Here is a 24,090-nt window from a genome sequence, read left to right as displayed (position 1 = left end):
GAAAAGCGTTTAAAATCTCAACTTAACTTGAGGTCAAGCGCAATGACGACGATCGATCCCGACAAGAAGGCCCTCACCGTGGGCGAGGTGGCGCGCCGCAGCGGCGTGGCGGTGTCGACCATCCACTTCTATGAGTCGAAAGGCCTGATCAAGGGCTGGCGCACCGACGGCAACCAGCGCCGCTATGCGCGCGAAGTGCTGCGCCATATCGCCATCATCAAGGTGGCGCAGCGCACCGGGATCCCGCTCGAGACGATCCGCGAAAACCTGGCCGGGTTGCCGGAAGGCCGCACCATCAGCGCCAGGGAATGGCGCGTGCTCGGCGCGGGCTGGCGCGCCGAGCTCGATGAGCGCATCGCGCGTCTGCAGCGACTGCGCGACGAACTCGATACCTGTATCGGTTGCGGCTGCCTGTCGCTCACCGACTGCCCGCTGCGCAACCCGGCCGACACGCTCGGCGTGGACAGCGCCGGTGCGGTGTTCCTCGATCGCCCGGTCGGGGCGGGGTATGATGCGGTCTCCACCAAAGAGCCAACGCCATGACCGATCCCGACCGACTTTCGCCCGATTCCCTCTCCGCACTGCAGGCACGCTTCGACGGCCATTCGCGCAAGGCGCAGGCCTATTACGCCGTCATGCACGAGGCGCGCAAGGTACTCGGAAATGACGATGCCGCCGATGCCTGGATGAAGGCGCCCCAGCAGGCGCTGGACGGACGCACGCCGGCCGAGCTGGTGGCCCACGGTCGCACCGACGACGTCCTGGCCTGCCTGCGCGGCGCAATACCGGGCGCCGCGCGATGACGGTCAAGCGCTGCTCGTGGGCGAACATGGCCAACCCGCGCTATATCGACTACCACGACAAGGAGTGGGGCGTGCCCTGCCACGACGAGACCACCCTGTTCGAGATGCTCAACCTCGAGGGCGCCCAGGCCGGGCTGTCGTGGGAAACCATCCTCAACAAGCGCGACACTTACCGCGCCGCCTTCGACGGCTGGGACGCGCAAAAAATCGCCGCCTACGACGACGCCAAGAAGGCCGAACTGCTGCTCAACCCCGGCATCGTGCGCAACCGCCTGAAGGTGGCGGCCGCGATCACCAACGCCAGGGCCTACCTGGCGCTGCGATCGCAGGGCCTGACGCTCGACGCCTACCTGTGGGCCTTCGTCGACAACACGCCGATCGTCAACGACTGGCCCGATCACGCCCGCCCGGCGCGCACCGAGCTGTCCGACCGCATTTCGAAAGACCTGGGCAAGCGCGGCTTCAAGTTCGTCGGCTCGACCATCGTCTACGCCTATATGCAGGGCATCGGCATGGTGGACGACCATGACCGCGAATGCCATTGCCGCAGCCGGCGCTGAGTTGACCACGCCCATGCAGGACCACTGGCGCGGCCGCGCACGCTATACCGTGTTCGACAACGATCACGGCGACGGCAGCCGCTTTGCCGCCCTGGTCGAGGCCTGGCGCGCCGATCCGCAGCGGCCCGCGCGCCTGCACGTGGTGGCGCTCACCGACCGCCTGCAGGCGGGCTTTCACCGCATCCCGCAGCCCGATCCGAGACTGACGCTCGACCTGCTGGCCGCATCACAGGACACTGCGCAGGACACTGCGCAGGACACTGCGCTGGCCGAGCTGAACGCCCATCCCGACCTGATCTACCTGCACGGCGCGCGCGGCACGGCCTTCGTGCGGCCACTGGCGCGCCTGACGGCGCTGGGGGCGCGGCTGGAATCGCGCGGGCTCGACGCCGAACAGCGCGCGGCCCTCACGGCGCAAGGCTTTGCCTTCGATAGAGATAGCGCCCTGTTCTCGACCCGCAAGCCGCGCCTGGCGTCGGCGCCTGAACCTGACCGGCGCGCGCTGGTGCTGGGCGCCGGCCTGGCCGGATGCGCCGCCGCCGCCCGCCTGTGCGCGCGCGGCTGGCAGGTCACGCTGGTCGAGCGCCATCCGCAGGTGGCGCTGGAAGCCTCGGGCAACCTGGCCGGCATCTTCATGCCGCTGCTCTCGCGCGACGACAATATTCCGACCCGCCTGACGCGCGCCGCCTATCTGTACGCGCTGCGCCTGTGGGAACAACTGGGGGGCGTCGGCCGCGCTTTCGATGGCGCCCAATGCGGCGTGCTGCAACTGTCGCGCGACGCCCGGCACGCGGCCGCCTCGCGCGCGATCGCGCACGAGGGCAGGCTGTCGCCCGACTACGCGCGCTGGCTTGAACCGCCCGATGCCCAAGCCCTGCTCGGACTGCCGGCGCCGGAGGGTGGCTGGCTGTTCCCGCAAGGCGGCTGGGCGCGCCCGGGCGGCGTATGCGAGGCGCTGCTCGCTTCTTGCGGCGCGCGCCTGACGCGGCGCTTCGGCGCCGGCGACGTGCGCTTCGAGCGCAGCGGCGACGAATGGCTGGCGCGCGGCCCGGAGGGCGGCGTCCTGGGCCAGGCCCCGACCGCGATCCTGGCCAGCGGCGCCGGCGCGCGCCATATGGCGCACACCCGTGAGCTGCCGCTGCAGGCGCTGCGCGGCCAGGTGACGCACCTGGCGCCGGAACACGCCCCGCAACTGCCGCTGGTGCTGTGCCGCGAAGCCTACCTGACGCCCTCGGCGCATGGCGTCACCTGCGCCGGCGCGACCTATGACCTGGACGACGATCCCCGGCTGCGCAGCGCCAGCCAGGAAGAAAACCTGGCGCGCCTGCGCGGCCTGGTGTCCGATCCCATGGTCGCCGCGGGAGCGCCGCTGGCGGGCCGGGTGGGCTTTCGCTGCGTGGCGCCGGACCGCCTGCCGCTGGTGGGCGGCTTGCCGGACTTCGCCGCGGCCGGCGCCACCGAGCGCCTGCGCGACGTGGCGCGCCATCCCGGCCTGTATGGCTTGCTGGGCTATGCCTCGCGCGGCCTGATCTGGGCGCCGTTGGCGGCTGAATTGCTGGCCGCCCAGCTCGAAGGCGAGCCGCTGCCGCTCGAGATGGCCCTGGTCGATGCGCTCGATCCGGCCCGCTTCGTGCTGCGCGCACGCCGCAACAGCCGCCATCCGGCCGAACATCGGGGATAGCGGCCTCTAACCGTTGCGTTGCCGCAAATCTGTGCACGGAACAGGGCCGCGGCGCCGAACTGCGGCATGCCTGCGGGTATAATTTATTGGTAGCAACTTTTCTGGCCGAAGGGGCCTTTCCGGATGGAAGACTCACCACACTCGCCTGAATTGTTCCTGTTCCTGGCCTCGACCGCGCACGACATGAAGAATTCGATCAGCGTCTTGTCCGGCACGCTCGAGCGCCTGCTCGACGGCGCCTCGCCCGAGACCGAGAAGGCCTACGGGCAGATGGCGCAGATGCTGTACCAGACACGGCGCCTGAACGACAACCTGATGCAGCTGCTGGCGCTGTACAAGCAGGTCGGCAAGCCGGGCTACCCGTTCGATGTCCAGCCGCTCGAGGTCGGCCAGCTGATCGAACAGGTGGTGGCCCTCGAGCGGGTGCTGATCGAGTCGCGCGGCGTGGTCCTGGAACTCGATATCGACCCGGAGCTGATCGCCCATGTCGACGAAGACCTGATCGTGGGCGTGGTGTCGCACGCCGTCAACAACGCGCTGCACTACACGCGCGACCGCATCCGGCTGGCGGCGCGCTCGCGCGATGGCGAACTCGAGATCCGGGTCGAGGACAATGGCGCGGGCTTTCCGCCCGCGCTGCTGGCGGCCGGCACGCCAGCGAGCGATGCCAGCGGCGTCAACTTCCTCACCAATAGCGCTGGCCTCGGCCTGTACTTCTCGGGCGAGGTGGCGCGCATGCACCGCCACCGCGACCGCTGCGGCGCGGTGCGGCTCGAGAACGGCGGCGCGCTCGGTGGTGGCTGCTTCATCCTGACCCTGCCATGAACACGCCTGCCGCCCAACCCAGGCCGGATGCCACGCCGGATGCCATGGCCGCGCCGCTGGTGGCCAGGCCCAAGGTGCTCGAAGAGATCGACTGGGCCGGCAAGCAGTACCTGATCGTCGACGACTTCGTGGGGATCCGCCAGTTGCTGCGCGAAAGCCTGCGCAGCCTGGGGGCGCGCAATATCGACCAGGCGTCCAGCGGCGGCGAGGCCATGGGCCTGTTGGCCAAGCTGCGCTACGACGTGGTGCTGTGCGACTACAACCTGGGCGAGGGCAAGAATGGCCAGCAGGTGCTCGAAGAAGCGCGCATACGCCAGCTCCTGACGCCGTCGTCGGTGTTCGTGATGGTGTCGGCCGAGAAGAGCGTGGAGTCGGTGATGGGCGCGGCCGAGCACCAGCCGGACGCCTACCTGGTCAAGCCGATCACCGAGGGCGTGCTGCTCACGCGCCTGAACCGCGTGTGGCGCCGCAAGCAGATCTTCCGCCTGATCGACCAGGCCTTCATCGAGAAGGATTACCTGCGCGCGGCGCGCCTGTGCGACGACCAGATCGCCGCCAACCGGGTGCACGAGATCGAACTGCTGCGGATGAAGGCGCGCATGCTCGAGCGCAGCGGCCAGCCGGCGCGGGCGCGCGAAGTGTACGAAAGAGTGCTGGCCCAGCGCGAATACCACTGGGCGCGCGCGGGCCTGGGCAAGATCCGCATGGCCGACGGCGACTTCGAGCAGGCGCGCCAGATGTTCCAGACCGTGATCGCCGAGAACCGCCACTACATCGACGCCTACGACCAGCTGGCGCGCGCCTACCAGGGCATGGGCCAGCACGAGGAGGCGGCCGCGGTGCTCGAACGCGCGGCCAGGATGTCGCCCAATTCGGTGCCGCGCCAGCGCCACCTGGGCCAGGCCGCTCTGCGCCTGGGCAACGTGCCGATGGCCGAAAAGGCCTTCCGCAAATGCCTGGTGATCGGCGAGTACTCGATCCGCAAGGGGCCGGAGGACTATCTCGGCCTGGCGCGGGTGTGCGGCCTGAAGGGCAATACCAAGGATGCGCTGCAACTGCTGCTGCTGGCCCAGCGCGAGTTCGGCAGCGAGCACGAACACATGGTGCTGCGTGCGAAGATCACCGAGGGCCATGTCTACCACGAGAGCGGCGACTACCTGAACGCGCGCCGGGCCGGCGATGAACTCGACGCGATGCTGCAGGCCGACCCCGGGCGGCCCGGCACCGCGATCTGCATCGAGATGGCGACCCTGCTGTTCGCGGTGGGCGTCAAGGGCACGCCGGGCGAGGTGCTGGCCTACGTGATCCGCAATAACCACGACAACACCCTGCTGCAGGACGAGGTGCAGAAGATCTTCGACCGCGCGCGCCTGGCGGACGAAGGCGCGCTCATCATCCGCACCGCGCGCAAGGAAGCGGTGGACCTGATGAACCAGGGCGTGGTGCTGTGGAAGACCGGCAAGCTGCCCGACGCCGTCAAATGGATGCGCAAGGCGCGCGAGCGCCTGCCGGACAACGTCCGGGTGCTGTTCAACGCAGTGCAGATCCTGATCTCGCACATGCAGCAGCGCGGCCATGAGCTCGAACTCGAACTCGAAGCGCGCGCGGTGCTCGAGCACGTCGACCGCCTGCAGCCGGGCCAGCAGCGCTTCGCCCAGCTGATGGAGCAACTGGGCGCCTTGCAGCCCCCACCGGAACCGGAAGCGGCGCCGGCCGAGCCGGTGGGCGAGAAGGACCAGGCCGCGCCAGCGCGCAATTGACTGCCCGCGCCGCAAAACTCAGCAAAAACGTTTTCTCTCAGCCCGCGAAATCCTCTCCCGGCAGCAAGATAAACGGTTGCCTGCAAGGGCGGTCACGCAAAACGACAGGTAAAACCGGCTAGTTAATCGTTTTCCTAAATCTGTTGACTTTGTTTTCGCTTGTGACTAGGATTTACTCAAGCAAAAAAATAACAGGAGACAGAGAATGACAGGCTACCCATCCCTGGGGACGGCCGCCGCGCGCCTGGTTGCCGCGCTGGCGCTGGCCGCCACTGCCAGCACCGCCGCCACTGGCGCCATGGCCCAGGAAACCGTTTCACAACTGGTCCAGCGCAGCTTCGATACCGCCGCCGCGCAATACGGCGGCCTGCTGGACAAGGTGCAGCGCAAACCGGGCTTTCCGCGCACGACCGACAAGGGCGAGGTGGTCATGGTCGGCCCGGGCGACTGGACCGCCGGCTTCTTTCCCGGCTCGCTATGGTACCTGTACGAGCACACCGGCGAGGCCAGGTGGCGCCTCGCCGCCGCCGACTACACGACGCGCACCGCGCCGGCCAAGTTCGACAAGAGCCAGCACGACCTCGGCTTCATGCTGGGCGCCGGCTACGGCAACGGCTACCGCCTGACGGGCGATCCGGCCTACCGCGACGCGCTGCTGGCCGGCGCCACCACCCTGGTCACCCGCTTCAATCCGAAAGTCGGCAGCATCCAGTCCTGGGACCTGTGGAAGAACAGCAGCTGGGCCTTCCCCGTCATCGTCGACAACCTGATGAACCTGGAGCTGCTGACCTGGGCCGCGCGCAGCGCCGTCGAGCCGCGCTACCGCGACATTGCGGTCACGCATGCCGACACCACGCTGCGCAACCACTTCCGCCCGGACGGCTCGAGCTACCACCTGGTCGACTACGATCCGCACACGGGCCACATCAGGAGCCGGGTGACGGTGCAGGGCAATGCCGACGCCTCGTCGTGGGCGCGCGGCCAGGCCTGGGCGCTGTACGGCTACACCATGATGTACCGCGAAACCAGGAAACAGGATTACCTGCAGCAGGCGCACAAGATCGCCGCCTTCTTCATGCGCCATCCGCGCCTGCCGGCCGACAAGGTGCCGTACTGGGACTTCGACGATCCGGCCATCCCGAACGCGCCGCGCGACAGCTCGGCGGCGGCCATCGTCGCTTCGAGCCTGCTGGAACTGGCATCGTTGTCGACCGCCGAGCAGGGGCGCGCGTATCGCGCCTTCGCCGAAGCGCAGCTGCGCAGCCTGGCTTCACCGGCCTACCTGGCAAGCGGTGGCGAAGGTGGTAACGACAACGGCGGCTTCCTGCTCAAGCACGCGACCGGCCACAAGCCGGCCGGGAAGGAAATCGACGTGCCGCTCAACTACGCGGACTACTACTTTCTCGAAGCATTGCTGCGCTTGAAGCGCACGCAGGCGGGAAGCTGAGGCATCCGGCCCGAGCACGGGATCGACGGCACGTCGCTACCCGGCCTGGCCACTTTTTTGCACATCGGAGGAGACCAAGTTGGACAAGAACACAATCGAAGGTTTCAACATCGTGGCCAAGCCGCTGGCCGCCGTGGTGGCGCTCGCCGTCGCGCAATGGGCCTTGCCCGTGCACGCCCAGGAGCTCGACGCAGGGCAGCAGAATGCGAACCAACTGCAGTCGGTGGTCGTCACCGCCAACAAGCGGGTCGAAAAACTCGAGAGCGTGCCGATGGCGATCTCGGTCATCTCGGAGGCCGAACTGCAGCGCAACAACGTGCGCGAAATCGAGGACATCGTGGCGCTGACGCCCTCGCTGACCCAGGCTTCGGGCACCACCGCCGCCAACAATGCGCTGTTCATGCGCGGCATCGGCACCGTCTCGGTGGGCATCGGCGTGGAGTCGGACGTCTCGTTGATCCTCGACGACATCCCGATCGCGGTCCAGTTCCAGGCTTTCCGCGACCTGGCCGACGTGGCGCGGGTCGAAGTGCTCAAGGGCCCGCAAAGCACCCTGTTCGGCAAGTCGGCGGTGGCCGGCGCGATCAATATCGTGACCAAGCCGATCTCGGGGCCGGTCACCTACCGCGGCAGCGCCTACTACACCGACGACAAGGAATGGCGCCTGGCCGCCTCGGTGGGCGGCCGCATGACCGATACCTTCGGCATGCGCATCGCGGTCAACAAGAGCGATATGCCGGGTAACTTCACCAACCTGACCAACGGCGAGAAGGTCAACGGTTCGTCGGGCAAGACCATGATGGCCAAGTTCTCCTGGACCCCGGTCAGGAATCTCGACATCGACTTCATGCCGCAGTATAACGAGCAGGAAAACACGCGCGGCGTGACGGCGGTGAACGGCTTCTATCGCACCACCGGTTCGGCCGCCGCCGGCAACCTGGAACGGATCCCGGTCGACATCTCGACCGCCTACATGAACGGCAACCCGCAATTGCCGGCGTCGCTGGTCCTGGCCGGCATCGATCCGACCAATCCCAACAACCGCTACGTGCGGCGCGACGCCCCGACCGGGATCGCGTCGCGCACCCATGGCGCCGGCCTGAAGCTGTCGTACACGCTGCCCAACGATGCGACCCTGATGTCGATCTCGTCCTACCAGCGCTACAAGGCCAACGACTCGCGCGACCAGGACTTCACCGACGTGCCGACCATCGCGCGTCCTGGTCAGACCCAGTTCTCGGTCGGGAACCTGCAGTTCGGCAGCTACGACATCACGTCCAGGACCCAGGAACTGCGCCTGGTCTCGCCCGACGCCGGCAACCTGCGCTACGTGGCCGGCCTGTGGTGGGCGCGTAACGAGATCGAGCGCCATTTCATTCGCGGCTTCTGCGTGGCGCCGGCGGTGTGCGCCGCCAACTCGCCATCGAGCCCGACCAACTACTACACCGACATCTACAATGTGAACAAGGCGGTGTTCGGCCAGGCGAGCTGGGATTTCGCCCCGACCTGGACCCTGGTGGCGGGGGTGCGCCGCAACCTGGAAGAATCGGGCTTCAATTACCAGCGCAACTTCTATACCGACCAGCTGGACCGCTCGACCTTCGTGCCCGGCCCGGTGGGCAAGGACGTGTTCTCGAGCAGCGGCAACCAGGATTGGGCCACCACCGGCAAGCTCAGTATCCAGAAGCAGCTCACGCGCGAGTGGATGGTGTACGCCATGACCGCCACCGGCCACAAGGGCAAGGCGTATGACATGACCAGCGGCCTGCAGGCCTCGGCCGCGTTCCCGGTCGACCCCGAGACCAGCCGCACCTATGAACTGGGCGCCAAGGCCAACCTGCTCAACAACCGGCTGTCGATCGCGGCCACGGTGTATCACACCGACTTCAAGCACTACCAGCAGAACACCTCGTTCGTGCTGCCGGACGATCCGACCATCTATACCCAGCTCAATTCGATTCCGAAGATCCGCACCCGCGGCTTCGAGCTCGACGCCAATATGCTGCTGGCGTCGAACTGGTCGGTGAATGCCTCGCTGGCCTATACCCGGCCGACCATCGAGGACTGGAAGAACGGTCCCTGCTACACGGACAACACCAATCCCGTGATCCCGGGCACCGGCGCGGGCGAGGGCGGTTCGCTCGGCGGCTGGAACCGCGACTGCTTCGCGATCCGTCCCGGCGCCACCACCGGCGTGCAGGATCTGTCGGGCGGCATCTTCCCGGGCACGCCCAAGGTCAAGGTCAATATCGGCAGCAACTACGACATCCGCTTCCCGTCGCTGCCGTTCGGCGCCTTCATCAACGGCAATGTGCGCTACCAGAGCGACTACCAGACCAATATCAACAACGATCCACGTTCGGTCAACGACAGCTACACGATCGCCGACCTGGGCTTCGGCATCCGCGACAACCAGGACCGTTACCGCCTGAGCTTCCAGATCAAGAACCTGTTCGACCGCTTCTACATCCCGAACGCGAATGCCAGCGGTCCGAGCTTCCGCGCCGGCCCGACCTCGACGTCGCCGGCGATCACGGTCAACAGCTGGGTGCCGCCGCGCGACGTGTTCCGTTACTTCAGCGTGAAGCTCGACGTCAAGTTCTGATCGCGGCAGCAGAAAAGAATGCGGCGCCTTCCGGTTGGAAGGCGCCGCATTCTTTTTGACCGCCGCGCGCCGCGCGACGGCCATGACGATGGATGGTCAGTCCTTGTAGATCGGGCCGGCCAGAACGAACGGGCCGCCCTGGTAGGTGGCGCCGATCTCGTCGGCCGGCGGCCAGTTGCCGTCCTGCGGGAAGCGATCGGCGAAGCTGCTCGAGCTGTGCCGCGGCTGGTAGCCCAGGTGGGCGGCGTGGCGGTTGTCCCACCAGCTGACCTTGTTGTCCGAGACGCCGAAGGTGATCGTGTGGCCGACGCGCGGCGTGAACAGCGCGCAGCGCACCAGTTCGACCAGGTCGTCATGGGCCAGGAAGGTCGTCATCATGCGCGCATTGCGCGGCTCGGGGAAGGACGAGCCGATGCGCAGGCACACGGTCTCGATGCCGAAGCGGTCGTAGTAGTAGCGCGACAGCGCTTCGCCGAAGCACTTGGAGACGCCGTAGATGCAGTCCGGGCGCAGCGGCATGCTTGCATCCACGCGTTCGGTGGTGGGGTAGAAGCCGACCACGTGGCTGGAACTGGCGTAGATCACGCGCCTGATGCCTTGCTTGTGCACCGCCTCGTACAGGTGGTGCAGGCCGACGATATTGGCCTGCACGATCCGGTCGACTTCTTCTTCGACCGACACGCCGCCGAAGTGCAGCACCGCGTCCACGCCCTCGAGCAGCCGCAGCACGGCGTCGCGGTCGGCCAGGTCGCAGCGCACCACTTCCTCGCCGGCGCCGGCGGCGGGGATGTCGCGCACGTCGGACAGGCGCACCACCTCGGCCCAGGGCTGGATGCGTTCGCGCAGCATCGTGCCGAGACCGCCTCCGGCGCCGGTCAGCAACAGGCGTTTGAAGGGCTTGCGCGGGGTGGCTTGGTTCATGAATGGACTCCAGGGTATGTTAAACGTTTAACTAGGTTACCTCCGATAGCACGGAGCGTCAATGCCGTCATGGAGGGGTAATGAGAAGCGGTCCAGGCCCCGCCTGGGCGCATGCTAAGATGACCGGTCAAATAACGATTACCCGATCATGAAGAGCACCGCACCGACCATCCGCGACGTCGCCGCCGCCGCCAAGGTATCCACCGCCACGGTTTCCAAGTACATCAACGGTGCGCAGCGCTTTTCGCCCAAGGTCGAGGCAGCCCTCGACGAGGCCATCGAAGCCCTCGGTTACCGGTCCAACCCGCTGGCCAAGTCGATGATCACCGGGCGCACCAACACCATCGGACTGTCGGTGCTGGACATTAACAACCCCCATTTCAGCAGCATCCTCAAGGGCGCCAACCGGGTCGCGCACGAGCACGAGTATTCGGTACTGCTGGTCGATACCGAGGAAACCCCGAGCCGCGAGCGGCGCACGCTGGAAGACCTGAGCCGGCGCGTGGACGGCATGATCGTGTTCTCGCGCATGCGCGAGCACGAGATGGGCTGGATGGCCGGCATCGACAAGCCGCTGGTGTTCTTCGGTTCCTTGAACGAGTTGCCGATTCCGACGGTGGCCAGCGACGACCACGGCGGCGCCTTCATGCTGGCCCAGCACCTGCGCATGCTGGGCCACCAGCGCGTGGCCTACCTCGGCTTTTCGCGCTCGCGCCGCGACGAGGAACGCCTGGGCGGCATCCGCGAATGCCTGGATGCGGCCGGCATCGAACTGACCGTGCACGATGGCGAGAATCCATCGATGGTGGAGGGTGAGCGCCTGTGTTCGAGCGTGGTGCTCGGTCCCCGGCGGCCCGACGCGGTGATCTGCTACAACGACCTGATGGCGCTGGGCTTCATGAAGGAATGCGAGAATCTCGGCCTGTCGATCCCGCGCGACCTGTCGGTGGTCGGCTTCGACAATATCGCCTATGGCAAGTACGTGTCGCCGGCGCTGACCACGGTCGACCTGCAGAGCGAACGCATGGGCGCGACCGCGATGACCAAGCTGCTGGCCGTGATCCGCGGCGAGCAGGTCGAAAAACTGACCAAGGTCGCGCCGCAACTGGTGCTGCGCGCCTCGACCCAGGCGCGCTGAGCCCAGCCGCGACCCGCATTTCCGCTTTACTTTCCGGTAGCCTTGCCATATTCTTTGGAAAACGTTTAACTATATCGTTAATCCTATCGGAGACTTCGCATGCGTCACGCATTTTCCCTGCTGGCGGCGGCATCCCTGCTGGCCATTCCCGTTCACGCCGCGACGGCGGCGGCGGCCACGCCACCGCTGCAGCGCAGCGTCGAGCAAGCCTACCCGCAGCTCGAATACCTGATCCAGAAACTGGTGAAGGAGCGCGAAAACATCGTGATGGACGGCGAGAAGGCCCTCAACAGCAAGGACAAGTTCTTGCCCGGGAAGATCGCCACCGGCCTGGCCGACCTGCTGGTGCACCTGCCAGCCAACGATCCGCGCCTGCCCGGCATGCTGCGTGACTACGCCGACCTGGCCGACCTGACGATCGGCATGAACAACGAGTCCTGGGGCATCTACTACTACATCGGCGCCCTGCATCGCCTCAAGAAGGCCGGCCTGCTCGAGCGCGCGGTGCGGCCCGCCACCCTCGAGCGCCTGCGCAAGCAGCTGGACTGGCGCAGCTTCGTGCGCGTGCCGGGCTACGAACTGATCGACCTGCCGACCAATTACTACGGCGTCGCCTTCAGCATCGCCCGCCTGCGCATGCTGATGGGATGGGAAGACGCCGCCGGCAGCGAAGTGCTGCTCGAGCGCATGCTCGAGCACTATGCCAGGTACTCCGGAGAATACGGTTTCAGCGACGAGACCGACGGCCAGGGCCGCTTCGACCGCTACAGCATCCTGCTCAGCGCCGAGATCTGCGAGCGCTTCATCGAGACCGGACTGGAAGTCACGCCCGAGCTGAAGGCGCTGCTGCGCAAGTCGGCCGCCGTGGCCCTCGACAGCGCGCGCGCCGACGGCACCGGTTTCACCATGGGCCGCAGCCTGGGGCCGTATGGCGAAACCGCGATGCTGGAAATCCTGTCGACCGCCGCCTATCTCGAGGTGCTCACGCCGCAAGAGAAGGAATATGCCTATGCCTACTCGGCGCGCATCGCCGAACGCTACATGAATTTCTGGTACCGGGACGAGATGCGCTCGGTCGATATGTGGAACGACGGCCGGCGCACCGATGCCTACCGCGGCAAGCACCGCATCCTGGGCGAGAATTTCTCGCTGCTGCACCAGCTGATCGCCACCAACGAGATGTGGAACCGGGCCGGCATGAAGGACGTGGCGCCGCGCCAGGACCTGGCCGCGTGGCTCGAGCGCAGCCGGCCCAAATTCAGCCTGACGCGCTTCGCGCGCGGCGAACATGACCGCGCACTGGCGATCTGGCGCGACCAGGGGCATGTGTTCAGCCTGTCGTTGATCAATGGCGGCCAGGGCCAGCACGCGAACAGTCCCTACTATCCGCTACCGTTCGCGCATGGCGTCGTCTCGGGCGTGGCCGACAGCGGCCCGGCCCACGCGCAGCTCATGCCCAGGTTTACCCTGGCCGACGGCAGCGAATTGATCGCCACCGCCTTTTTAAAGGATATCCAGGCCCGGGAGCAGGGCGGCGGGCACGTGGTCAGCTATCGCCAGGATGCCTTGACCCGGCTCGGCAAGAACCTCCCGGTCGCCGATCCGCGCATCCGGGTCGAGACGGCCTACACGCTGCAGCCGGGCGCCATCACGCGCACCGACCGCTATATCCCGGCCGCGCCGCTCGATGTGAGCGGGTTGACCCTGGAGTTCGGCGCGTTCTCGAGCGGCGCCACGGTCGACGGTAGCAAGGTGCGCTTCAGCGACGGCGCGGTACGGGCTTTCGAGGTCGGCGGGCTGGCGGCGTGCACGGCCAGGCCGGCCGGCGGCGACCAGGCCTGGCAGGCGCCCTATGGCCAGATGAACACGGTGGTCAGCTGCACCAGTGGCGCGTTCAGCCTGCGCGAACCGCTGGTCGTGAGCTGGACCATCCGCTACCGGTAATCGAGCTCATCTCCTTGCGCCCGCACCGGCAACTGCCTGCCGGTCCGGGCGTTTTTTTTTGGCGTTGCCAGGCCACTAGCTCGCGGCTGCGGCGCGCGACCTGCTGGCAGGCGTCGCGGGTGGTGCGAACAGCGTCTCGAAACCCGCGTCCTCGATATCCTCGAGCAGCCCGATCAGGATCAGCGATACACCCTTGAGTTCGCGCATCAAGGCCGCGATCTCGGCCTGGCCGGCGCCGGCGCGGACCCGTTCGACGATGCGGGCGCCGATCTCGTGCAGCTTGCGGTGCGGCGCATCGAGTGCCTGGTACATCGTGGTGCCGGCGAAATACCGGCCTTCGCCCAGATACCAGCGGCCCAGCGCGCACTTGGTCACGCACAGGGTCGGATGGCCGCCCGACTGGCGCAGCGGGGCATCCGGCGCCAGGGCGGCGCGCCGGATCGCGTAGCTGGCCATCTGGCGCCGCCATTGCACATGGTCGACGATCGCCATGTGCACCAGGCCGACCGGCAGGCCGCGGCACTTGCTGGTGGCGGCGCAAAAAGCCTTGAACGCGTCGAGCGGCAGGGCGCGGCTGATCAGGAAGCCCTGGGCCACGCCGCAGCCGGCCTCCACCAGGAAATCGTGCTGCGCCACCGTCTCGACACCCTCGGCCACCACCTCCATGCCCAGTTCGTGCCCGAGCCGGATCGACGAGCGCACGATGGTCGCGTTCTTGGGCGAATCGAGCATGCGCTCGACGATGCCCTGGTCCAGCTTGATGGTCGTGAATGGCCACTGGCTGAGCGTGTCGATGCTGGAGTAGCCGATGCCGTAGTCGTCCATCGCCAGCCCGATGCCGGCCTCGGTCAGCGCCTGCACGTTGTAGAGCACGCAGGGCGCGGCCTGCATGGCCTGGGTCTCGGTGATCTCCAGCTCGAGCGCGCCCGGCGGCAGGCGAGCGCTGGCCACCGCGTCGAGGATCAGGGTGGTCAGGGTGCGGTCTTCCAGGTCGCACGAACACACATTGAACGAGACCCTGAACCGGTGTTCCAGGCCGCTTCCGGCCAGGTCGCCCACCAGTTGCGGGAACAGCTGCTGGGTCAAGGGGCGCAGCAGGCCCGCCTGCTCGGCCACGGGGATGAACATCGATGCCGGCAATACCTCGCCGTCGCGGCGGCGCCAGCGCACCAGCGCCTCGGCGCCGGTGATGCGGTTACTGATCAGGGACACCTTGGGCTGGTAGTACAGGACGAATTCCCTGTTGTTGAGCCCACAGGCGATGTCGTCCGCGGTGACGATGGTCATGGCAGGTCCAGGTGACGTGGATAATGACGTTATCCCCCGAGCTTGACAGGCTGTCAAGCAGGACGCCATCGGCCGTTGGAACGATGGACCCGCGCGCCGCCGTTCTCAATAATTGACCGGATAGTCCTTCGGGAACTTGTGGCCCGCGAACGCCTTTTTCTGGGTCCAGTCCTGGGCCGGACTGGTCCAATAGGCGTCGTCGGCTGGCAGCCCCAGGGCCAGGAAGCTGGCCGAGGCGATGTACATGCTGCCGTTGTTCGAATACCAGTCGCCCAGTTCCGGCTGGTGGCCGGCGAAGCCGATGGTGAGGTAGCCGTCCCTGGTGAAGTTGCCGGGATCGGTCCACAGCGCCTTGTGCACCGCCTGCAGCGCGGCGCGCACCTGGCCTTCGGGCAGGCTCTTGGGCAGCTGCTTGCGCCAGGCCAGCAATGCCAGTGGCTGGAAGGCCGCGCTGCGATAGGTCAGCGAGCGGCCGATCGGCGGGAACGTCCCCTGCGGCGAGATGAAGCGCTCCAGGTGCTCGCAATAGCGCTGCGTGCGCTGAAGCGCCTGGGCGCGCAGCTCGGCCGGCTTGCCGTTCCAGAATGGCGCATCGTGGCGTTCGAGCACGTCGAGGATCTCGAGCAGCATGGGATACATCACGAAGGAGCTGTAGTAGTCGAAGTGGAACGATTCGCCATCCTTGATCCAGCCGTCGCCCACATACCATTCATTGACCTTGCGGATCGCGATATTGGTGCGCAGCGGGTCCGACTCTTCGCCGATCGACAGCAGCCAGGCTTCGTTCATGGCCGCGAACAGCAGCCAGTTGATGTACGGCGGCTCGATCCGCCGCAAGCCCTTGATCTCGGCCACGATGCGTTTCTTGGTGGTGGCGTCGAGCGGCTCCCACAAGGCCTTTGGCGCGCGCATCAGCGCATTGGTGAAGTAGGCCGAATCGACCAGCGCCTGGCCATGCCCGCGCCAGGCCAGGTAGTCGGGGCTGTCCGGATCGACCGCATGCACGTAGCTTTGCAAGGCCTGCTGGCGCAGGCGCGCGCGGACCTTGCCTTCGCTCGTCGCGTCGTCGGGCAAGGCCAGCCAGGGCGCCATGCCGGCGATCAGGCGCCCGAAGCATTCCAGGTAGGCGACCCGGGTGTCGCGCTTGTCCCAGGTCGGGCTGACCTCGAGCGCGAAATTCTTGCGCAGCTCGCCGCGCGCCATGTTCGACAGCACCGGGTCGGCCATTTTCTGCAGCAGGCCGGCCATCCAGGCGCGGTCGTTGCCGGCCGCCGCCGACGGCGCCGCCGCCGCGCTGGAAGTGGACCAGCCGGCGACCGAAGCGCCCGCCACCAGACTACCGATGAAATCCCGTCGTTGCATTGCGTCTCCTTGTGGTTGTTTATGGTTCGCCCGCCAGGCGCGCGCCCGCATACGCGCGGTAGCGGCGGATGCGGCCGGTCACGTCGTCCTTGCCCTGGCGCGGCACGTAGCGCAGGCCGGCCACCTCGACTTCGTGGCCCAGATCGAGCACCAGGCGGTGTGGATGCGGGCTGCCGGCGCCCGGGCCGCTGTAGGCCGTATGCCAGTAGTCGCTGTTCTGGCCATTGATCGCATTGAGGGCGCCGCCGTCTTCGCGCTGCGCCTCTTCGCTGTCGACCCAGGCGATGGTCCAGTTGGACTGGTCGAGCGTCTTGCCGTCGCGGTCCAGCAGCGCCAGCTCGGCCAGCGCCGCATACGGCTTGCCGTCGAAGGCGTCCAGGGTCTCCAGGCAGAACTGGCGCGCCCGCAGCGGCGCCGCGAAGCGCACGTCCTGGGTGCCCGAGCCGGGCGCGAACGCGCCTTCGTGGACCGGCGCGACGCCGCCCAGTTGCGGCCTGACCCGGCTCGGCGCGCGCGCCAGGTCGCGCTCGCGGCGCAGCTGGTCCAGGATCGGCGTGGCCAGGCCGGCGATGCGCGCCTCGCGCGGGCCGGTCAGGTCGAGCACCACCACCTGGTTGCGGCCGCGCCGGATCCATGGCCCCGGCAGGTACATGGTCTGGGTCGGCCCGATGCTCCAGTAGCGGCCCAGGCAGCGGCCATTGATCCAGACGATGCCCTGGCCCCAGCCGGACATGTCGAGGAAGGTGTCGGCGCTGCGCGCGGCGTCGAAGCCGCCGCGCCAGAACGCGGCCTGTTTGCTGCGGCCGCGCCGGAACGCTAGAGCCGGCAGCGCGGCGTCGGCATCGAAATCGATGGCGCGGATTTCCCACTGCTCGACCGCCTGCGGCTGGCCGCCGGCCGGGGTGAAGGTGACCGGGCCATGCACGCCCTTGCGGTCATGGATCTCGACCCCGAAGTTTACGCGCGCGATCGTGTACAGCACGATCTCGATGATGGCGGGCTTCCTGCGCGCGGGCAGGTCGACCTGGTAGCGGCGGTGGCGGGTGTCCATCGTGCCCACCGGCTTGCCGTCGAGCCGCACCCAGGCCAGGTCGCGCACCCTGGCCGCCGCCAGGCTGCCGGCCGGCCCGGCGGGCAGGGTGGCGCGGTAGACCACGATGCCGCGGCTGATGTCGTATTCTTCGATCGGGCGCGGCGACAGGTCCCTGATCACGCGCGCCGGCAGGCTGGCCGCCAGCGGCGCGCTCTGGTTCAGGGCGAAGGCGGGGATGGTCATCACCGGCATCGGCGGCGGCGGCTCCGGCAAGGTTTCGCCGGGCGCCAGGAATGGCGTCATGGCCTTGCGGTAGGCCTTGAACTTGGCGCCGATCCAGCCCGCCTCGCTGATCGGGGCGTCGTAGTCGTAGCTGGTGGTGTCGGGCCGGAACGGGCGATCGCAGCCGCCCCACAGGCCGAAGGTGGTGCCGCCGTGCGCCATGTACAGGCTGAACGAGCCGTTGGCCGCCAGCATGGCGCCGATGTCGGCCACCGCGTTGTCGACCGGGCCGCGGCGGTGCGGTGCGCCCCAGGTGTCGAACCAGCCTGAGTAGTATTCGCCGCACATCAGCGGTCCCTGCTGCACCTCGGCCAGCGCCTTGAAGCCGGCCTCGGGGTTGCTGCCGAAATTGGCCACCGAATACAGTTCCGGGATATGGGTCCGGGCCACCGCATTGGTCGGGTTGCACTGGAATAGCGGCACCGCGAAGCCGGCGTCGAGCAAGGCCTGGCGCATGGCGCGCATGTAGTCGCGGTCGTCGCCATAGAAGCCGTACTCGTTCTCGACCTGCACCATCAGGATCGGACCGCCCTGGGTCACCTGCAGCGGGCCGAGCACGCGCCCGACCTCGCGCAGCCAGCGCCGCGCCGGCGCCACGAAGGCGCTGCCGGCGGTGCGCAGGAAGGCGTTACCCGGCTGCTTGAGCAGCCACCACGGCAAGCCGCCCATTTCCCATTCGGCGCAGGCATACGGACCGGGGCGCAGGATCACCCACAGTCCCTCCTGCTGCGCCAGGCGGCAGAATGCGGCGGCGTCGCGCTGGCCGTCCCAGTCGAAGCGTCCTTCGCGCCATTCGTGGTAGTTCCAGAACAGGTAGGCGCACACCGTGTTCAGGCCCATTGCCTTGATGGTCCGCAGGCGATGAACCCAGTACTCGCGCGGCACGCGCGAGAAATGCATCTCGCCGCAGCGGATCTGGAACGGTTCGCCGTCGAGCAGGAAGTCATCGCGTCCGATCGCAAACCGGGCCTCGGCCTGCTCCTGGGCCTGGGCCGGCGCCAGCAGCGCCAGCGTCGAGGCGGCCGCCGCCCCTTGCAGCAGGCGCCGCCGTGGCAGTGGGGCGCTCATGGCGCCGCGCGCGGGCTGTCCACCAGGCGCGCGACCTCGGTCGCCGCCAGCAGGAAGGCGCCGACGCCGAATGGCGCGGTCGACTCCTGGTCGACCACCTGGCCCGGTATCGCGCGCTCGCCGATCGGCTGCACGTAGCCGAAGCGGCCGTCGCGCTGCAGCGCGACCCGGCTCAGGAAATGCCAGCCGCGCAGCGCGGTCGGCCCGTAGTCGGCGCGCGCCAGGACGCCATTGTTGATGCCCCAGGCGTAGGCATAGGTGAAGAAGGCGGTGCCGCTGCTTTCGGGGCCCGGCGCATGGCCCGGGTCGAGCAGGCTGCGGGTCCAGTAGCCGCCGTCCTGCTGTACCGGCCTCAATGCCGCCGCCATGCGCTGGAAGCGGTCGACCAGCAGCGGGCGGCCCGGGTCGTCGTGCGGCAGTTCGGCCAGGGTCGTGGCCAGGGCCGCGAACACCCAGCCGTCGCCGCGCGCCCAGAAGTCCTTGCCGCCGTTGGCCGACTTGTGCTTCGGGTAGATGTACTTGGCGTCGCGGTAGTACAGGCCCGCGTCCGGGTCGAACATCAGCCGGTCGGCGTAGGTGAAATACTCGTTGAGCTTGGCCAGGTAGCGCGCGTCGCCGGTGGCCTTGTACAGCTTGGTCATCACCGGCATCACCATATAGATGCCGTCGGCCCACCACCAGTAATCGCTGTTCGGGGTGCCCATCTGGTATTCCATGACTTCGCGCGCGCGCGCGATGCGGCGCGGATCCTTGGCGCCGTCGAGCTGGTACAGGTCGGCGTACACCTGGAAGCAGGTCTGCCAGTCGCCGAACAGCACATGCTCGGGCGTTTCGCCATAGGTGTATTTCCACTCGGCGCGGTTGTCGGACCCGGCGCCGCGCCAGCGGTTATGTTCGGCCCAGGCGGTCGAGTAAGCCTGGTAGGCCGGGTTGCCGGTCAGTGCATGGGCGGCCAGATTGCCGGTATGGTAGGCCGCCACGTCCCAGAACGCCCACTGCTGCGGGGCGTGCGTGCGCTGCCAGTAGTCGTTGGCGCGCACCAGGTCGGCCACCACCTCGGCGCGGCCGGGAGTACGGACATCGGCGCCGGTATTGGCGCAGCCGGCGGCAACGCTGACCGTCGCGGCCAGGATCAGTTTCAGGCAAAGTCGTCTCGTCATCGTGTGATCCACTTGATTGAAATTGTCATTTGCGCGGCTGCCATTGGAGCACCTGCACGGTCGATGGCGGCGCGTCCGCCAGTCCTTCGCCATCGACTTGCCGCACCGCCTGCAGGTACAGGTGCAGCAGGCCCTGGCGGCGCCATAATTCGGTATCGTAGCTCGGCTCCCAGGCGCCGACCGCGGCCTGGCCCAGGTCAGCTACCCACCAGCGGCCGGCATCGACATCGGCGATGCGCACCACCGAGACCCGGTCGCCGCGCTCGCTGTCACGGAACACCAGAATGCCGGACGCGGTCGCGCCGTGGCGCTCGAGCAGCAGTTGCGGACGCGCGATCGGGATCGCCTTGGTGCCCATGCCGCTCAGCGAGAACGCGGTCTTGCGAAAATCCAGGTCGAGCCGGCGCCAGCCGTCGGCGCGCCGGTACAGCACCCGGTACTGGGGCACGGCGCTGCCGGCCATGCGCCAGTAGCTGGCGATATACGGCCGGTCCTGGGCGTCGAAGTCCATCGAGGTCTGGTTGATCAACTCGCTGCCGGGCGGGATGCGCGCCGCGTATTCGGCGCTGGCGGCGCTGATCGGCAGGACGTACGGCCGGCCATTGCTGTCTTCCCAGCTGGCGCCGCCATCGGGCGAGCGCGCATAGGCCATGTCGTGGTTGCTGGCGACATCGGGCGATGCGCGCCAGACCCAGGACAGGTGGACCACGCCGCGCGCGTCCACCCCGGCCTGCCAGTAGGCGTTGCGCTGGCCTTCGCCGCTGATCAACTGGTCCGCCACCCGGCGCCAGCCGCTGTCCGGATGGTAGCGGTTGGCGACCAGGTTGCCGCGCCCCGAGCCGCCGTCGCGGTACAGGAACAGGAGGCCACCGTCGGACATGCGGAAGAATTCCGGATACGACACCGCGTCTTCGTCGCGCCCGAGCATGGCCGCCGCCTCCAGTTCGAGACTGCCCGGCGCATTGCCGCGCGCGTAGTGCAGCGCGTTGTCGTGGTGGTTCCAGGCCATGTGCAGCACGCCGGCGCCATCGAGCATGATGCTGATCGCGTTGTGGGCGTCGCGCACATTGCCGCGCCATGCGCTGCGCTGCAGGACCCAGGCGTGGCCGCCCAGGCGGCGCTTGCCGAGCACGACGTGGCCGCTGGCATCGTAGTAGGCGATGTACTGCCAGTGGCCGTCGCTGACCAGCGCGTTCTTGCGAAACACCACGGCATTGACCGAGTTGCCGGCCCAGCCGGGGCCGACCCGGCTCAGGCTGACGTCGCCCGCGCAGCCGTGCAGCAGGGCCGCGCCCAGGACCAGGCCGGCGCCGCGGATGAATGGATCGCTGGCGCGCATCACAGCTTGCCGCGAATGCCGATCTTGATCGTGCGCCCGTCGTACTTGGCGTAATCCATCCGTGTATGCTTGCCGCTGCCGAAACGTCCGCTCGCATCCTCGAAGTAATCGTAGGCCAGGGTGTCGGTCAGGTTCAGCGCATCCAGGCGCAGCTCGAGGTTCTCGGACAGCTTGTAGCTGATGGTGCCGTCCAGGTAGCCGCGCGCGGCGCGCCAGCGTATCAGGTCGTCGCCGTTATTCCTCGGATTGTCGCCGTGCAGCGAGCGGTCCTTGTAGTTGTACGACAGGCGCATCGCCAGCGGTCCGCGTTCGTAATAGGTGGTCACGCTGTAGGCGTATTTCGGTACCGAGTTGACCTCGATCTCGCGCCCGGCGTTGGTGATCCAGCGCATGCTGTTGAAGGGATCGATGCGGGTATAGCTGGCCAGCGCGCCGAAACCCTTGAACGGATCGGGCAGGAAGCTGAAGTCCTGCTGGTACGCCACCTCATAACCCTTCAGGGTCTGCTCGCCGGCGTTCGAGAACGTGCGCAGCACCATCGGCAGGTTCGGATCGACCCGGCCGCTGCTGTCCTGGAACAGCGCGCCGAGCGCGCTGTCGGGCAGGCCCAGTGCGCCGAAGGTGGTATTGGTGGTGGCCGATACCGTGGCGTCGCTCAGCTTTTTCTTGAAGTAGGCGGCCGACAGCAGGCTGCCCGGCCTGAAATACCATTCCAGGCTGGTGTCGAAGTTCTTCGATTCTTGCGGCTTGAGGTTCGGGTTGCCGGCGGTGGCGGTATTGTCGAACGGGTTCGGGATCACGGTCTGGGCCGCGATGATCGACAGCGAAGCGCGGCTGATGGTCTTGCCCCACGAGGTGCGGAAAATCAGCTCGTCGTTCAGGTCATAGGCGGCGCTGACCGCGGGCAGCAGGTTCTTGTACTTGCCCTGCTCGGTATTGGGCAGGTAGGCGTTGCCGGCCCCGCTGCGCTTGAAGTTGTCGATATCGAGTTCGGTGCGCGACCAGCGCACGCCCGCGTTCAGGCGCAGTTCGCGGCCCAGCACCTGGCCCTTGAGGTCGGACTGGACGAAACCGGTGCTCACCTTTTCGCTGGCGCCGAAGCTTTGCGCCGGGGTGAACGCGGCGCCGTCATTGTAGGCCAGGGGATCGAAGGTGCCGAGCACATAGTCGCGGCCGAAGGTGCCGAAGCGGTTCGGCCAGCCGGGGCCCATGTCCAGGTCCGGGATCGGCAGCACCGAGACCATGCTGCCGCGGATGCTGGCGTCGCCCAGCGCCACCATTTTCGCTTTCATCGCGGCGCTGGCATTGCGCTTCTCGATGCTCTTGCTGGTGTCCACGTACACGAGGCCGGTCTTGAGGCGTCCGCTCCAGCCGCCGAACAGGTCGTAGTCGTAGTCCAGCACCAGGCGCGCCTGGCGGCCCTTGTCGGTTTCGCGGGTCCAGCCGGTGGTGATGTCAAAGCCGCTGAAATTGGCGGGATTGGTGTAGTCGATGGTCGACGACATCGACGGGTAGACGTGGTCGTCACCGTAATCGATGGTCGAGTCGACACCGAAGATCTGGCCCGACATGGTGTCGGAATAGCTGGTCGCCTTGCTGTTGTTGGCGCTCAGCTGGCCAGTGACGACCAGGCCCGGGCGCGCGCTCCAGCGCCCGTTGAGCGCCAGGTAGCCGAACCGGGTCTTGTCGTCGCCATAGGTCACGCCGCTGCTGTACGAGGTGTTGCCGAAGGTGCCGGTGAGCAGGTTCGACGCCGGATCGATGTGCACGTCGAGCGGCACCAGGCCGTTATGGCCGGCCGTGCCGGGCGGCGCATTGCGGTTGGTGGTGCGCGTGTTGCGGATCAGGAGGCCGTAGTACAGCTCGTCGCGGCTGTTTTCCAGCTGCGAATACAGGCCATCCAGGCTCAGGTCGAGGTTGCCCTGCTTGAATTGCAGGGAACTCACCAGGCCGTCGCGGCTGCGCCGGTTCTGCGATCCGTAGTAGCGGTAGATGCGCGGCAGCAGGGCGTTGTCGATTTGTTCGCGGCTGTAGCCCGACAGGTTGGCGCGCGGGTGGTCGTAGTCGAGCGCGAGGGCGAAGTTGCCCAGCACCGGATTGCGGCTGCCGTTGGCCGAGCTGTTGTAGCCGCCCGTGGCTTCGAATCCGGAACGGTTGTTGACCGCCTTCGAATGCGCCACGCCGGCCAGGAAGCCCCATGGACCCCAGGTGTTCGAATACAGCGCGAAGCCGGTCGGGTCGGCTTCCCGGGCGCTGGTGTTGTAGGCGCCGGAGAGCGCGTAGCGGATGGTGCGCCTGGGGCTGTCGAACGGGCGTGGGGTCTGCAGGTCGACCACGCCGCCCATGCCGCCTTCGGTCAGTTCGGCCAGCGGCGACTTGTAGAAGTCGACGCGGCCGAACAGCTCGGAGGCGAACACGTCGTAGTTGAAGCCGCGCGCGGCGCTGCCGATGGTGCTGGTGGAGGTGGTGTTGACCGGCGCGCCATTGAGGGTGGTGATCGAGTATTCGGTCGGCAGGCCGCGAATCGAGATGCGCTGGCCTTCGCCGGAGCTGTCGTCGCGGTTCAGGATCACGCCGGGCACCCGTTGCAGCGACTCGGCCACGTTCGCCTCGGGGAATTTACCGATGTCCTCGGCCACGATCGAGTCGCGCACGCCGATCGCCTGCTGCTTGAGGTTCAGCGCCTTTTGCAGGCTGGAGCGAAAGCCGGTGACCACCACCGTGGTTGGGGCGGCCAGGCTGTCCGGCGCGATTGGCGGCGCCTCGGGCGCCTCGGGCGCGGCGGGCGGCGTCGCGGGAAGCTGTTGCGCCAGTGCTGGATATGCGGCAGCCAAAGCCAGCGGCAGCGCCGCGGCGAGAATTTTCTTCTGCATTG

General features: G+C 67.5%; 17 protein-coding genes. 10 read left to right on the top strand and 7 right to left on the bottom strand.

What is annotated here, in order from left to right; genetic code table 11:
• Positions 1-42: 42 nt before the first annotated feature.
• The 8 genes from soxR to GNT67_RS00870 all read left to right on the top strand — a co-directional run bounded on the left by soxR (position 43) and on the right by GNT67_RS00870 (position 9,681).
• Positions 43-543, top strand: coding sequence for a redox-sensitive transcriptional activator SoxR (gene soxR / locus GNT67_RS00905; protein WP_159627718.1), 501 nt, complete (start codon positions 43-45; stop codon positions 541-543).
• Positions 540-803 (top strand): antitoxin Xre/MbcA/ParS toxin-binding domain-containing protein, encoded by a 264-nt coding sequence (locus GNT67_RS00900; RefSeq protein ID WP_159627716.1) that lies wholly within the window; start codon positions 540-542, stop codon positions 801-803. The genes soxR and GNT67_RS00900 overlap by 4 nt, the downstream gene beginning before the upstream one ends.
• On the top strand, positions 800-1,363 hold the full coding sequence (locus tag GNT67_RS00895) for a DNA-3-methyladenine glycosylase I (RefSeq protein ID WP_159627714.1): 564 nt from the start codon (positions 800-802) through the stop codon (positions 1,361-1,363). Before GNT67_RS00900 ends, GNT67_RS00895 begins: the two co-directional genes overlap by 4 nt.
• Positions 1,329-3,044 carry an FAD-dependent 5-carboxymethylaminomethyl-2-thiouridine(34) oxidoreductase MnmC1 gene (mnmC1, locus tag GNT67_RS00890; RefSeq protein ID WP_229407872.1) on the top strand — a complete coding sequence of 572 codons (1,716 nt, stop codon included), beginning with the start codon at positions 1,329-1,331 and terminating at the stop codon, positions 3,042-3,044. The genes GNT67_RS00895 and mnmC1 overlap by 35 nt, the downstream gene beginning before the upstream one ends.
• 123 nt (positions 3,045-3,167) lie before the next feature.
• Positions 3,168-3,869, top strand: a complete 702-nt coding sequence (locus GNT67_RS00885; protein WP_159627712.1) for a sensor histidine kinase — start codon at positions 3,168-3,170, stop codon at positions 3,867-3,869.
• Positions 3,866-5,629, top strand: a complete 1,764-nt coding sequence (locus tag GNT67_RS00880; RefSeq protein WP_159627710.1) for a response regulator — start codon at positions 3,866-3,868, stop codon at positions 5,627-5,629. The genes GNT67_RS00885 and GNT67_RS00880 overlap by 4 nt, the downstream gene beginning before the upstream one ends.
• 205 nt (positions 5,630-5,834) lie before the next feature.
• Positions 5,835-7,076, top strand: coding sequence for a glycoside hydrolase family 88 protein (locus GNT67_RS00875; RefSeq protein ID WP_159627708.1), 1,242 nt, complete (start codon positions 5,835-5,837; stop codon positions 7,074-7,076).
• Positions 7,077-7,155: 79 nt separating this feature from the next.
• Positions 7,156-9,681 carry a TonB-dependent receptor gene (locus GNT67_RS00870; protein ID WP_159627706.1) on the top strand — a complete coding sequence of 842 codons (2,526 nt, stop codon included), beginning with the start codon at positions 7,156-7,158 and terminating at the stop codon, positions 9,679-9,681.
• 96 nt (positions 9,682-9,777) lie between these two features.
• On the opposite strand, the gene GNT67_RS00865 is transcribed toward GNT67_RS00870, so the two are convergent.
• The gene (locus tag GNT67_RS00865) at positions 9,778-10,602 is read right to left on the bottom strand and encodes an NAD-dependent epimerase/dehydratase family protein (RefSeq protein ID WP_159627704.1); all 825 of its coding nucleotides are present in this window, start codon (positions 10,600-10,602) and stop codon (positions 9,778-9,780) included.
• Positions 10,603-10,750: 148 nt separating this feature from the next.
• On the opposite strand from GNT67_RS00865, the gene GNT67_RS00860 reads away from it, so the two are divergent.
• Both GNT67_RS00860 and GNT67_RS00855 read left to right on the top strand, forming a co-directional pair.
• Positions 10,751-11,740 carry a LacI family DNA-binding transcriptional regulator gene (locus GNT67_RS00860; RefSeq protein ID WP_159627702.1) on the top strand — a complete coding sequence of 330 codons (990 nt, stop codon included), beginning with the start codon at positions 10,751-10,753 and terminating at the stop codon, positions 11,738-11,740.
• A 99-nt stretch (positions 11,741-11,839) separates the two neighbouring features.
• Positions 11,840-13,684 (top strand): hypothetical protein, encoded by a 1,845-nt coding sequence (locus GNT67_RS00855; protein WP_159627700.1) that lies wholly within the window; start codon positions 11,840-11,842, stop codon positions 13,682-13,684.
• 75 nt (positions 13,685-13,759) lie between these two features.
• Here the strand turns inward: GNT67_RS00855 and GNT67_RS00850 are convergent, their stop codons facing one another.
• The 6 genes from GNT67_RS00850 to GNT67_RS00825 all read right to left on the bottom strand — a co-directional run bounded on the left by GNT67_RS00850 (position 13,760) and on the right by GNT67_RS00825 (position 24,088).
• Positions 13,760-14,971 carry an EAL domain-containing protein gene (locus GNT67_RS00850; protein ID WP_159627698.1) on the bottom strand — a complete coding sequence of 404 codons (1,212 nt, stop codon included), beginning with the start codon at positions 14,969-14,971 and terminating at the stop codon, positions 13,760-13,762.
• Between the two features lie 105 nt (positions 14,972-15,076).
• Complete coding sequence (locus GNT67_RS00845; RefSeq protein ID WP_159627696.1) at positions 15,077-16,333, bottom strand: DUF2264 domain-containing protein; 1,257 nt, start codon at positions 16,331-16,333, stop codon at positions 15,077-15,079.
• A 19-nt stretch (positions 16,334-16,352) separates the two neighbouring features.
• Positions 16,353-18,716: a beta-galactosidase gene (locus GNT67_RS00840; protein ID WP_159627694.1), complete on the bottom strand. Its 2,364-nt coding sequence runs from the start codon at positions 18,714-18,716 to the stop codon at positions 16,353-16,355.
• Positions 18,713-19,876, bottom strand: coding sequence for a glycoside hydrolase family 88/105 protein (locus GNT67_RS00835; protein ID WP_159627692.1), 1,164 nt, complete (start codon positions 19,874-19,876; stop codon positions 18,713-18,715). The genes GNT67_RS00840 and GNT67_RS00835 overlap by 4 nt, the downstream gene beginning before the upstream one ends.
• A 25-nt stretch (positions 19,877-19,901) precedes the next feature.
• Complete coding sequence (locus GNT67_RS00830) at positions 19,902-21,215, bottom strand: BNR repeat-containing protein (protein ID WP_159627690.1); 1,314 nt, start codon at positions 21,213-21,215, stop codon at positions 19,902-19,904.
• On the bottom strand, positions 21,215-24,088 hold the full coding sequence (locus tag GNT67_RS00825) for a TonB-dependent receptor (RefSeq protein WP_159627688.1): 2,874 nt from the start codon (positions 24,086-24,088) through the stop codon (positions 21,215-21,217). The genes GNT67_RS00830 and GNT67_RS00825 overlap by 1 nt, the downstream gene beginning before the upstream one ends.
• Positions 24,089-24,090: the final 2 nt, after the last annotated feature.

It is taken from the genome of Massilia puerhi (genome assembly GCF_009861485.1).
This window is presented reverse-complemented; position numbering and strand designations above follow the sequence as displayed.

Coding starts and splice junctions, on each gene's coding strand:
- GNT67_RS00875 (WP_159627708.1), top strand. CDS start 5,835: ATGACAGGCTACCCATCCCTGGGGACGGCCGCCGCGCGCCTGGTTGCC.
- GNT67_RS00825 (WP_159627688.1), bottom strand. CDS start 24,088: ATGCAGAAGAAAATTCTCGCCGCGGCGCTGCCGCTGGCTTTGGCTGCC.
- GNT67_RS00865 (WP_159627704.1), bottom strand. CDS start 10,602: ATGAACCAAGCCACCCCGCGCAAGCCCTTCAAACGCCTGTTGCTGACC.
- mnmC1 (WP_229407872.1), top strand. CDS start 1,329: ATGACCGCGAATGCCATTGCCGCAGCCGGCGCTGAGTTGACCACGCCC.
- soxR (WP_159627718.1), top strand. CDS start 43: ATGACGACGATCGATCCCGACAAGAAGGCCCTCACCGTGGGCGAGGTG.
- GNT67_RS00880 (WP_159627710.1), top strand. CDS start 3,866: ATGAACACGCCTGCCGCCCAACCCAGGCCGGATGCCACGCCGGATGCC.
- GNT67_RS00845 (WP_159627696.1), bottom strand. CDS start 16,333: ATGCAACGACGGGATTTCATCGGTAGTCTGGTGGCGGGCGCTTCGGTC.
- GNT67_RS00895 (WP_159627714.1), top strand. CDS start 800: ATGACGGTCAAGCGCTGCTCGTGGGCGAACATGGCCAACCCGCGCTAT.
- GNT67_RS00835 (WP_159627692.1), bottom strand. CDS start 19,876: ATGACGAGACGACTTTGCCTGAAACTGATCCTGGCCGCGACGGTCAGC.
- GNT67_RS00840 (WP_159627694.1), bottom strand. CDS start 18,716: ATGAGCGCCCCACTGCCACGGCGGCGCCTGCTGCAAGGGGCGGCGGCC.
- GNT67_RS00885 (WP_159627712.1), top strand. CDS start 3,168: ATGGAAGACTCACCACACTCGCCTGAATTGTTCCTGTTCCTGGCCTCG.
- GNT67_RS00860 (WP_159627702.1), top strand. CDS start 10,751: ATGAAGAGCACCGCACCGACCATCCGCGACGTCGCCGCCGCCGCCAAG.
- GNT67_RS00850 (WP_159627698.1), bottom strand. CDS start 14,971: ATGACCATCGTCACCGCGGACGACATCGCCTGTGGGCTCAACAACAGG.
- GNT67_RS00830 (WP_159627690.1), bottom strand. CDS start 21,215: ATGCGCGCCAGCGATCCATTCATCCGCGGCGCCGGCCTGGTCCTGGGC.
- GNT67_RS00900 (WP_159627716.1), top strand. CDS start 540: ATGACCGATCCCGACCGACTTTCGCCCGATTCCCTCTCCGCACTGCAG.
- GNT67_RS00855 (WP_159627700.1), top strand. CDS start 11,840: ATGCGTCACGCATTTTCCCTGCTGGCGGCGGCATCCCTGCTGGCCATT.